A 9,585-nucleotide genomic window follows, 5' to 3' on the forward strand; every position below is an offset into this window, starting at 1 on the left:
TTGAGACTTCATGATTTAAAACCTGCAGAAGGTTCAAGAAAGGAAAGAAAAAGAGTTGGTAGAGGCATAGGTTCAGGTTTAGGAAAAACATCGGGTCGCGGACATAAAGGCCAAAAGGCAAGAAGTGGTGGAAATATTAGACCAGGCTTTGAGGGTGGACAGATGCCTTTGACAAGGCGTTTACCTAAAAGAGGGTTTACTAACATATTTAAAAAGGAATACGCTATTGTCAACTTAAGCCTGCTTGACAATTTTGAAGATGGAACTGTTGTAACTCCAGAACTCTTAATCGAGAGAGGAATTATCAAAAAAGTCAAAGATGGTGTCAAGATTTTGGGTTCGGGCGATCTCAGCAAAAAATTAACTGTAAAAGCACACAAGTTCAGCAAATCTGCTATAGATAAGATAGAATCAATAGGGGGAAAGGCAGAGGTGATATAAATGCTAAACAGCCTTGTCAATGCTTGGAAAGTTGCAGACATTAGAAAGAAGATAATATACACAGTTTTAATGCTTTTGGTTTTTAGACTTGGATCACATATACCAGTTCCTGGTATTGATCCAAATCAAATCAAAAACATACTTGGACAAGGAACGCTTTTCGGGTTTTTTGATATAATTTCAGGCGGTGCATTTCGTGATTTTACAATATTCGCCATGAGTATTATTCCTTACATCAATGCGTCAATCATTATGCAGCTATTGACTATAGCGATACCTTCATTGGAGCAAATGGCGAAGGAAGGCGAAGAAGGCAGAAAGAAGATTGCTCAATACACTCGTTATATGACAGTTGTATTGGCGTTGATTCAGGCTATAGGTATGACTATAGGACTTAGAAGTGCGGTTATTCAACCTAATTTCTTAAATTTGACGATTATCGTATTGACATTGACAGCAGGTACATCATTCTTGATGTGGCTTGGTGAGAGAATAACAGAAAATGGTGTTGGTAATGGCAGCTCACTAATAATCTTCGCTGGTATTCTGGCCAGAATACCAAATATGGTATACACTACTGTGCAATACGTTGGTGCGGGAACTGCAAATATATTTGGTGCAATAGCCTTTTTGATCGTTATACTTGTGATGGTTGTCTCAATCATTTTGATGTCTGAAGGGCAAAGGAGAATACCTGTCCAATATGCAAAGAGAGTAGTAGGTCGTAAAGTATACGGAGGACAATCAACACACATACCGATAAGAATAAACATGGCTGGTGTAATACCTCTAATATTTGCGCTATCACTTCTGCAATTTCCCCAGCAGATAGCTACGTTTTTCCCGAAATCAGCATTTTACGCTTTTACAGAAAAATGGCTTGGAACGAATGGTTGGATATATAATATATTAAATGTTCTCCTTATAATTTTCTTTACCTACTTCTACACTGCGATAATATTTAATCCTATTGAGATTTCTGACAACATGAAAAAATATGGTGGTTTTATTCCGGGAATTAGACCTGGAAAACCGACAACGGATTTTATTACAAGAGTAATGAACAGAGTAACATTTGTGGGATCAATATTCTTAGCATTAGTTGCAGTGCTTCCTGTAATAATGATGAACGCGACTGGTTTACAGTTGTACTTTGGCGGTACGGCATTGCTGATTGCTGTTGGTGTGGCGTTAGAAACAATGAAGCAGATAGAAGGACAGCTCATAATGCGTAACTACCAGGGATTCTTAAGATAGTCAGGGGGAGAATATATGAGAATCATATTATTAGGACCACCTGGAGCTGGAAAAGGAACACAGGCGGAAAGTATAACTAGGGATTATAAAATACCTCATATTTCAACTGGCGATATCTTTAGGTACAACATTAAGAACAACACAGAACTTGGCAAATTAGCGAAACAGTACATTGATAAGGGACTATTGGTGCCAGATGATGTGACAAACAGGATAGTCGAAGATAGATTATCAAAAGACGACTGCAAGGATGGCTTTCTACTTGATGGATATCCAAGAAATGTCTCTCAAGCAGAAGCTCTTAATAGATACTTAGGCGAAAAGAACCTAAAAATTGATCATGTGCTGAATATTGTTGTTGATAGAGATGAATTGGTAAAAAGGCTAAGTGGCAGGAGAGTTTGTCCATCTTGTGGTGCCACATATCACATTTTTACAAAACCGCCTAAAGTTGAGGGGATTTGTGATAACTGCGGTGAAAAACTGATACAAAGGACGGACGATAACATCGATTCTGTTTTAAAGCGATTAGAAGTGTATGAAGATGAAACAAAACCACTTGTTGAATACTACGGCAAATTAAACTTGATAAGGAATATCAATGGAAATAAACCTGTTAATGAAGTTTATAAGGAAATACAGGCATTAATAGGAGACGAAGTTTAATGATATACATTAAATCAGATAGTGAAATTGCTTTGATGCGATATGCTGGTAAGGTCACAGGAGAAGTTCTGAATTTGCTGGAAAAGTATATTAAGCCGGGGATAACGACGAAAGAATTGGATGAAATTGCTGAAGACTACATTCTAAGCAAGGATTGCCAGCCGGCTTTTAAAGGTCTTTATGGATTTCCTGCGACAATATGCGCATCGATTAATGACGAAGTTGTTCACGGAATACCAGGTTTAAGAAAGCTTAAGGAAGGCGATATTATAAGTATAGATACTGGTGCAATTTACCGTGGATTTAATGGTGATGCAGCGAGGACTTTTGCTGTCGGGAAAATCAGTGATAATCTTCAAAAGTTGATAGATGTCACAAAGCAAAGTTTCTTTGAAGGCATAAAGATGGCAACTGAACAGCACAGGTTATCTGATATATCAAATGCTATACAATCATACGTTGAGAAAAATGGGTTTTCGGTTGTTAGGGAATATGTAGGACATGGAATAGGCAAGAAAATGCATGAAGATCCTCAGATACCCAACTATGGTCCTCCTGGAAGGGGGCCAAAGTTGAGGTACGGGATGACCCTGGCAATCGAACCTATGGTCAACGAAGGTAAGTATAATGTAAAGATAAAAGAAAATAATTGGACAGTTGTAACAGTTGATGGAAGTGCTTCTGCACACTATGAAAACACGATAGTCATAACAAAAGGCGAACCCGAAATCTTGACATTAGTGTAAGAGGTGAATTTAATGGATGATACCTCAATAGGCCGAATAGTCAAATCAAAAGCTGGGAGAGATAAGGATAGAGTTTTTATAATTGTTGGAGTTGCCGACGAAAAACATGTGCTAATTTCTGATGGCGAGTTGAGAAAAATTGAAAAGCCTAAGAAAAAGAAATTAATTCATCTTCAGAAGTACAATGAAGTGGACGAAAAAATAAGGGAGAAAATATTGGCTGGGCAGACTGTTACAAATGCTGAGATAATTGAAGCTTTAAAACAGTTTAAGTGTGAAGAATAAGGAGGGTATGATATCCTTGGCAAAGGATGATGTTATCGAAGTAGAAGGTAAAGTAATAGAAGCTTTACCAAATGCAATGTTTCAGGTGGAACTTGATAATGGACATAGAATTTTGGCGCATATCTCTGGCAAACTTAGGATGAATTTTATCAGGATTCTACCAGGTGACAGAGTTACGCTTGAATTATCCCCATATGATTTGACAAGAGGAAGAATTGTATGGCGCGGTAAGTGATAAGGAGGTATAATAATGAAGGTAAGACCATCGGTAAAACCGATTTGCGAAAAATGTAAGGTTATAAAAAGAAAAGGCAAAGTAATGATAATTTGTGAGAATCCTAAACACAAGCAAAAACAAGGTTAGGAGGTGTAAAGATGGCAAGAATTGCTGGCATTGATTTACCTAGAGAAAAACGCGTTGAGATAGGATTGACTTATATTTACGGCATAGGACGTTCTCGTTCAAACGAGATATTGGCTAAAGCTGGCGTTAATCCAGATACAAGAGTAAAAGATCTCACAGAGGATGAAGTGTCGAGATTAAGAGATATAATTGACAAAGAGTATAAAGTCGAAGGTGATTTAAGAAGAGAAGTTTCTTTAAATATAAAGAGACTTATTGATATAGGATGCTATAGAGGGATAAGGCATAGAAAGGGTTTGCCAGTGCGCGGCCAAAGGACAAGGACAAATGCTCGTACCAGAAAAGGTCCTAAAAAGACTGTCGCTAAGAAGAAGAAATAATAAGGAGGGAAATTATGGCAAAAAAAGTTAAAAGAACAGCAAAACGTCGTGAACGCAAAAATGTTGAACGTGGGGCAGCACACATTCATTCAACATTTAATAATACAATAGTTACGTTGACAGATATGGCTGGTAATGCTTTGGCTTGGTCGAGTGCAGGAACATTAGGTTTTAAAGGTTCAAGAAAATCTACACCGTATGCTGCACAAATGGCAGCAGAAACAGCAGCAAAAGCTGCAATGGAACATGGACTCAAGACTGTGGATGTATTTGTCAAAGGACCAGGTGCAGGTAGAGAGGCAGCAATAAGAGCTTTACAGGCTGCTGGTTTAGAAGTAAGTCTTATAAAGGATGTCACACCTATTCCACATAATGGGTGCAGACCACCTAAGAGAAGAAGAGTGTAAGGAGGTGCAATAATGGCAAGATATACAGAATCTACATGTAAATTGTGCCGCAGAGAAGGCATGAAATTATTTTTGAAAGGCGATAAATGCTATACTGAAAAATGTCCTTTTGCAAGAAGACCATATGCTCCTGGGCAACATGGGCAAAACAAGAAGAAGCTCACAAACTATGGTGCACAGTTGAGAGAAAAGCAAAAATTAAGAAGGTATTACGGAGTTCTTGAAAGACAATTTGAAAGATATTTCGAAGAAGCAGAAAGAATGAAAGGCATTACCGGTGATAATCTGTTGCAGCTTCTTGAAAGAAGACTTGACAATGTGGTTTACAGATTGTCAATAGCATCTTCAAGAGCTCAAGCAAGGCAATTTGTATCACACGGTCATATTCTTGTAAACGGCAAGAAGGTGGATATACCTTCATATTTAGTAAAAGCCGGCGATGTAATATCTGTAAAAGACAGCAGCAAATCATTAGATGTCATTAAGAATAATGTAGAAGCTTCTACTAATATACCTGATTGGTTAGATTTCAATAGGGATTCATTAGAGGGTAAAGTTTTATCTCTGCCAACAAGAGAGCATATAGATTTGCCAATTGAAGAGCACTTGATTGTTGAATTGTATTCAAGGTAATAATCGGTTACCCTCGCAAGATTAAAAAAAGGAGGGTTTAAATGGTGATTGAAATAGAAAAACCAAAAATTGAGATAGTGGAGCAATCCAATGATGACACGTATGCAAAGTTTGTCATTGAACCACTTGAACGTGGTTATGGAATAACACTTGGCAATTCTTTGCGCCGTATGCTTTTATCATCGCTTCCAGGTGCTGCAGCAAAGACGATAAAAATAGATGGGGTACTGCATGAATTTTCTACAGTGCCAGGCGTAAAAGAGGATGTTTCTGAGATAATACTTAATTTAAAAGAGTTGGCAGTGAAATTATATACAGACGAACCAAAGATAGTTAGAATTGAAGCAGAAGGCAAAGGAGAAGTCACAGCGGGAGATATAATATCTGACGGCGATGTCGAAATAATGAATCCAGATCTTCATATTGCTACGCTTAGCGATAATGGTAAGTTGAACATGGAGATTGAGTTGGTAAAAGGCAAAGGATATGTTCCATCAGATAAGAATAAAGAACCGAATCAGCCAATAGGTATCATACCGGTTGATTCTATATTTACTCCAGTTAAAAAAGTAAGCTATAACGTAGAAAATACGCGTGTTGGTCAGGTTACAGATTATGACAAGCTTACAATGGAAGTATGGACAAATGGAACTATAAGTCCTAAAGAAGCCATAAGTTTAGCTGCGAAAATACTGATCGATCATTTTAACTTGTTTACTTCATTTGCAGACAATTATAACGACATGGAAGTTTTGGTTGAGAAGTCAGAGAAAAAGACAGATAAACCGCTTGATATGACGATCGAAGAACTTGATCTTTCTGTACGGTCATACAACTGCCTTAAAAGAGCAGGAATTAATACTGTCCAAGATTTAGTTCAAAAGACTGAAGAAGAAATGATGAAAGTCAGAAATCTCGGAAAGAAATCATTAGTTGAAGTCGAACAGAAGCTGAAAGCTTTAGGACTATCATTGCAAAAGAGTGAAGAGTAAGGAGGGCAGATAATGGGTTACAGAAAATTAGGTCGACCACATGACCAAAGAAGAGCTATGTTGAGAAACCTTACAACAAGCTTTTTAAACTATGGAAGAATCCAAACTACAGAAGCCAGAGCCAAAGAAGTAAGAAGCATTGCTGAAAAGATGATTACTCTTGGAAAAAGGGGCGATTTACACGCAAGGAGACAAGCTTTGGCGTATTTAACTGATGAAACAGTAGTGAAAAAGTTATTTGATGAGATTGCTCCAAAATATTCAGAAAGAAATGGCGGGTACACAAGAATATTGAAACTTGGTCCTCGTAGAGGCGATGCGGCTCCGCTGGTTATCTTAGAACTCATTTAGGCTCAAAAGGGGTTAAGTTAGACAAAACTTAACTCCTATTTTAATAGTTTTGCCAATTAGTATTGGTCTTTAAAGAAGGTGGTCATTTGGGAAAAATAATTATGACGAAAGACCTTACATTTGTTTATGAGGCTGAAAGTAATGACAGCAGCAAAAAATTAGTATTGAATAGTTTGAATATAGATATTGATGAAGGAAAGTTTATTGCGATTATTGGCCACAATGGGTCAGGAAAATCAACGCTTGCAAAGCATTTTAATGCGCTTTTGGTTCCGACAGAAGGTGATGTGTATGTCAATGGAATGAACACAAAAGATACATCCCATTTATGGGACATAAGGCAGACAGCGGGTATGGTATTTCAAAATCCAGACAATCAGTTGGTAGCAACGATTGTTGAAGAAGATGTGGCTTTTGGCCCTGAGAACCTTGGAATAGATCCGAAAGAAATTCGAGAAAGAGTGGATTTTGCATTAAACGCAGTTGATATGTATAAATATAGAGAGTTTGCGCCACACATGCTTTCGGGAGGGCAAAAACAGAGGATAGCCATTGCAGGAGTCATAGCAATGAGACCGCAATGCATAATATTAGATGAACCTACGGCCATGTTGGATCCTAAAGGCAGAAAAGAAGTCATAAATACGGTACAGAAGCTTAATAAAGAAAATGGAATCACCATAATATTGATCACACACTTTATGGAAGAAGCTGTACTTGCCGACAGGGTAATTGTGATGGATAATGGTAAAATTGCATTAGATGGAGCACCTAAAGATGTATTTAAAGAAGTAAAAATTCTTAAAGATTTGGGTCTCGATGTCCCTCAAGTTACAGAGTTAGCATACAAGTTAAAGCAAGAGGGTATAGATATTCCTACAGAAATATTAACCGTAGATGAGATGGTGAGGTTTATATGTCAATACAAGTAGAAAATATTTCCTTCGTGTATAATGAAGGCACGCCGTTTGAATCTGTTGCACTAAAAGATGTGAGCTTTACAATCGATGATAACGAATTTGTTGGAATAATAGGGCATACAGGCTCTGGAAAATCTACCCTCATTCAGCACTTGAATGGTCTTTTAAAACCGACTTCAGGCAGGATTATTGTAAATGGTATTGACATAACAACGAAAAAAGATTTAAAAGACATTAGAAAAGAAGTAGGTATTGTGTTTCAATATCCTGAACATCAACTTTTTGAAGAAACAATATACAAGGATATTGCCTTTGGACCATCAAATTTGGGTCTTTCAGACGATGAAATAGAAAAAAGAGTATACGACGCTATGAGGATAGTTGGGCTTGATATAAAAATAAAAGATATGTCCCCATTTGAATTATCAGGTGGAGAAAGAAGAAGAGTAGCCATTGCAGGAGTATTGTCTATGATGCCTAAAATTTTGATATTAGATGAACCAACTGCAGGGCTTGACCCAAAAGGTCGAGATGAAATTCTTCATCAAATAAAGCAGATTCATCAAATGTACAATATGACTACGATACTTGTCTCACATAGTATGGAAGACATAGCAAAATTGGTGAATAAAATCATTGTCATGCATGATGGCAAAGTTTCGTTGATAGGTACTCCTAAAGAAGTTTTTAAACATGTTGAAGAACTTGAGAAGATAGGACTTGGTGTGCCGCAAATTACCTATCTTGTAAGAGAATTGAGGAAAAATGGGATAGATCTTCCTGATGACATTTTGACAGTTGATGAAGCCAAGAAATATATATTGGAGTACCTTAGGGGTGTTGATAATGCTTAAAAATATAACTATTGGTCAGTATATACCTGGCAATACATTCATACACCGTTTAGATCCAAGAGTGAAAATAATATTATCTGTAATATTTATTATTTCGCTATTCATAATCACGAAGTTTTCTGGCTATATTTTTATTCTATTGTTTTTGCTATTAAGCGTATTTGTTTCAAAAATACCATTAAGTTATATCTTTAAAGGGTTAAAGCCAATTCTCGTGATTTTAATATTAACTGTTGGATTGAATATATTTTTTACTCCTGGTGGAACCTACCTTGCGTCAATAGGACCGCTTAAGATAACTTCAAATGGAGTAAGATTAGCTGTATTTATGGGGTTAAGGCTTATATTTCTGATAGTTGGCACATCGCTATTGACATTGACAACATCACCGATTGCCCTTACAGATGGAATAGAAAACCTCTTAACGCCATTTAAATCTATTGGATTACCTGCCCACGAATTAGCAATGATGATGACAATAGCGCTGAGATTCATACCGACACTGCTGGAAGAAACAGATAAAATAATGAAAGCTCAAATGGCCAGAGGTGCTGACTTTGAAAGTGGCAATTTAGTCAAAAGAGCTAAAAATTTGATTCCGCTATTGGTGCCTTTATTTATCAGTGCTTTTAGGAGAGCTGATGAACTCGCAGTGGCAATGGAAGCAAGGTGTTATAGAGGTGGATTCAATAGGACAAAGTTAAAGCAATTAAAAGTAAGCAATAGAGATTATTTAGCAATTTTGTTGACAGCGATTCTCGTGGGAATAATAATATGGAATAGATTTTGGCCATGGTGATAGCTAAATGAGAAACATAGTTTTGGTAATAGAATACGATGGGACAAATTATCATGGGTGGCAGATTCAGAAAAACGCTGTTACAGTTCAAGAAGTCATAACGAAGGCGATAAAAAAAATAACATCAGAAGATGTAAACTTGATTGGTTCCAGCAGAACAGACGCTGGAGTTCATGCCTTAAATCAAGTTGCCAACTTCATATCTAACTGTAATATACCTCTATCAAAAATACCCAACGCATTAAATAGCGTGCTTCCAAAAGACATAGTCATTAGAGATGCTTATGAAGCAGGTATGGATTTTCATTCTCGGTATTCTGCTAAAGGCAAAAGGTATAAATACATCATATACAACAGAAAATTTAATTCGCCTATATGCAGAAATTATAGCTGGCATATAAGTGATGAATTAGATTTAGATAAAATGGTAGAATCATTGACGTATTTAAAAGGAACACATGATTTTTCAGCATTTAAAGCCAGTGGAAGC

Annotated in this window: 16 protein-coding genes (1 of these 16 only partly in view); all 16 read left to right on the forward strand. The window is 36.9% G+C overall.

Annotation, left to right across the window (positions count from 1 at the left end; genetic code table 11):
• A complete protein-coding gene (gene rplO, locus JJQ93_RS12185; protein ID WP_013787165.1) occupies positions 1–441 on the forward strand; it encodes a 50S ribosomal protein L15 in 441 nt (146 codons plus the stop codon).
• Positions 442–1,698 (forward strand): preprotein translocase subunit SecY, encoded by a 1,257-nt coding sequence (gene secY / locus JJQ93_RS12190; protein WP_013787166.1) that lies wholly within the window; start codon positions 442–444, stop codon positions 1,696–1,698.
• A gap of 15 nt (positions 1,699–1,713) precedes the next feature.
• Positions 1,714–2,364, forward strand: a complete 651-nt coding sequence (locus JJQ93_RS12195; protein WP_274893945.1) for an adenylate kinase — start codon at positions 1,714–1,716, stop codon at positions 2,362–2,364.
• On the forward strand, positions 2,364–3,110 hold the full coding sequence (gene map, locus JJQ93_RS12200; RefSeq protein WP_274893946.1) for a type I methionyl aminopeptidase: 747 nt from the start codon (positions 2,364–2,366) through the stop codon (positions 3,108–3,110). Before JJQ93_RS12195 ends, map begins: the two co-directional genes overlap by 1 nt.
• Positions 3,111–3,122: 12 nt before the next feature.
• Complete coding sequence (locus tag JJQ93_RS12205) at positions 3,123–3,395, forward strand: KOW domain-containing RNA-binding protein (RefSeq protein ID WP_085113697.1); 273 nt, start codon at positions 3,123–3,125, stop codon at positions 3,393–3,395.
• Positions 3,396–3,411: 16 nt separating this feature from the next.
• Positions 3,412–3,630 carry a translation initiation factor IF-1 gene (gene infA, locus JJQ93_RS12210; RefSeq protein ID WP_013297001.1) on the forward strand — a complete coding sequence of 73 codons (219 nt, stop codon included), beginning with the start codon at positions 3,412–3,414 and terminating at the stop codon, positions 3,628–3,630.
• Between the two features lie 15 nt (positions 3,631–3,645).
• Positions 3,646–3,759: a 50S ribosomal protein L36 gene (gene rpmJ, locus JJQ93_RS12215; protein ID WP_013787170.1), complete on the forward strand. Its 114-nt coding sequence runs from the start codon at positions 3,646–3,648 to the stop codon at positions 3,757–3,759.
• Between the two features lie 11 nt (positions 3,760–3,770).
• Positions 3,771–4,139, forward strand: coding sequence for a 30S ribosomal protein S13 (gene rpsM, locus JJQ93_RS12220; protein ID WP_013297002.1), 369 nt, complete (start codon positions 3,771–3,773; stop codon positions 4,137–4,139).
• 14 nt (positions 4,140–4,153) lie between these two features.
• The gene (rpsK, locus tag JJQ93_RS12225; RefSeq protein WP_013787171.1) at positions 4,154–4,546 is read left to right on the forward strand and encodes a 30S ribosomal protein S11; all 393 of its coding nucleotides are present in this window, start codon (positions 4,154–4,156) and stop codon (positions 4,544–4,546) included.
• Between the two features lie 12 nt (positions 4,547–4,558).
• Complete coding sequence (rpsD, locus tag JJQ93_RS12230) at positions 4,559–5,179, forward strand: 30S ribosomal protein S4 (protein WP_014757941.1); 621 nt, start codon at positions 4,559–4,561, stop codon at positions 5,177–5,179.
• Between the two features lie 41 nt (positions 5,180–5,220).
• Positions 5,221–6,171, forward strand: coding sequence for a DNA-directed RNA polymerase subunit alpha (locus tag JJQ93_RS12235; RefSeq protein WP_284700614.1), 951 nt, complete (start codon positions 5,221–5,223; stop codon positions 6,169–6,171).
• Between the two features lie 12 nt (positions 6,172–6,183).
• Positions 6,184–6,522 carry a 50S ribosomal protein L17 gene (rplQ, locus tag JJQ93_RS12240; protein WP_274893947.1) on the forward strand — a complete coding sequence of 113 codons (339 nt, stop codon included), beginning with the start codon at positions 6,184–6,186 and terminating at the stop codon, positions 6,520–6,522.
• Between the two features lie 86 nt (positions 6,523–6,608).
• Positions 6,609–7,454, forward strand: a complete 846-nt coding sequence (locus tag JJQ93_RS12245) for an energy-coupling factor transporter ATPase (RefSeq protein WP_274893948.1) — start codon at positions 6,609–6,611, stop codon at positions 7,452–7,454.
• Positions 7,439–8,296: an energy-coupling factor transporter ATPase gene (locus JJQ93_RS12250; RefSeq protein WP_274893949.1), complete on the forward strand. Its 858-nt coding sequence runs from the start codon at positions 7,439–7,441 to the stop codon at positions 8,294–8,296. Before JJQ93_RS12245 ends, JJQ93_RS12250 begins: the two co-directional genes overlap by 16 nt.
• Positions 8,289–9,095, forward strand: a complete 807-nt coding sequence (locus JJQ93_RS12255) for an energy-coupling factor transporter transmembrane component T family protein (protein ID WP_274893950.1) — start codon at positions 8,289–8,291, stop codon at positions 9,093–9,095. Before JJQ93_RS12250 ends, JJQ93_RS12255 begins: the two co-directional genes overlap by 8 nt.
• Positions 9,096–9,102: 7 nt before the next feature.
• A protein-coding gene (gene truA, locus JJQ93_RS12260) for a tRNA pseudouridine(38-40) synthase TruA (RefSeq protein ID WP_274893951.1) crosses the window boundary here: on the forward strand, positions 9,103–9,585 show its 5' portion. It continues 252 nt past the right edge of the window; the window shows 483 of its 735 coding nt (coding positions 1–483); its start codon is at positions 9,103–9,105; its stop codon lies beyond the right edge, outside the window.

The sequence above is a fragment of the Thermoanaerobacterium sp. R66 genome (assembly GCF_028895185.1).
Taxonomy (GTDB): domain Bacteria; phylum Bacillota; class Thermoanaerobacteria; order Thermoanaerobacterales; family Thermoanaerobacteraceae; genus Thermoanaerobacterium.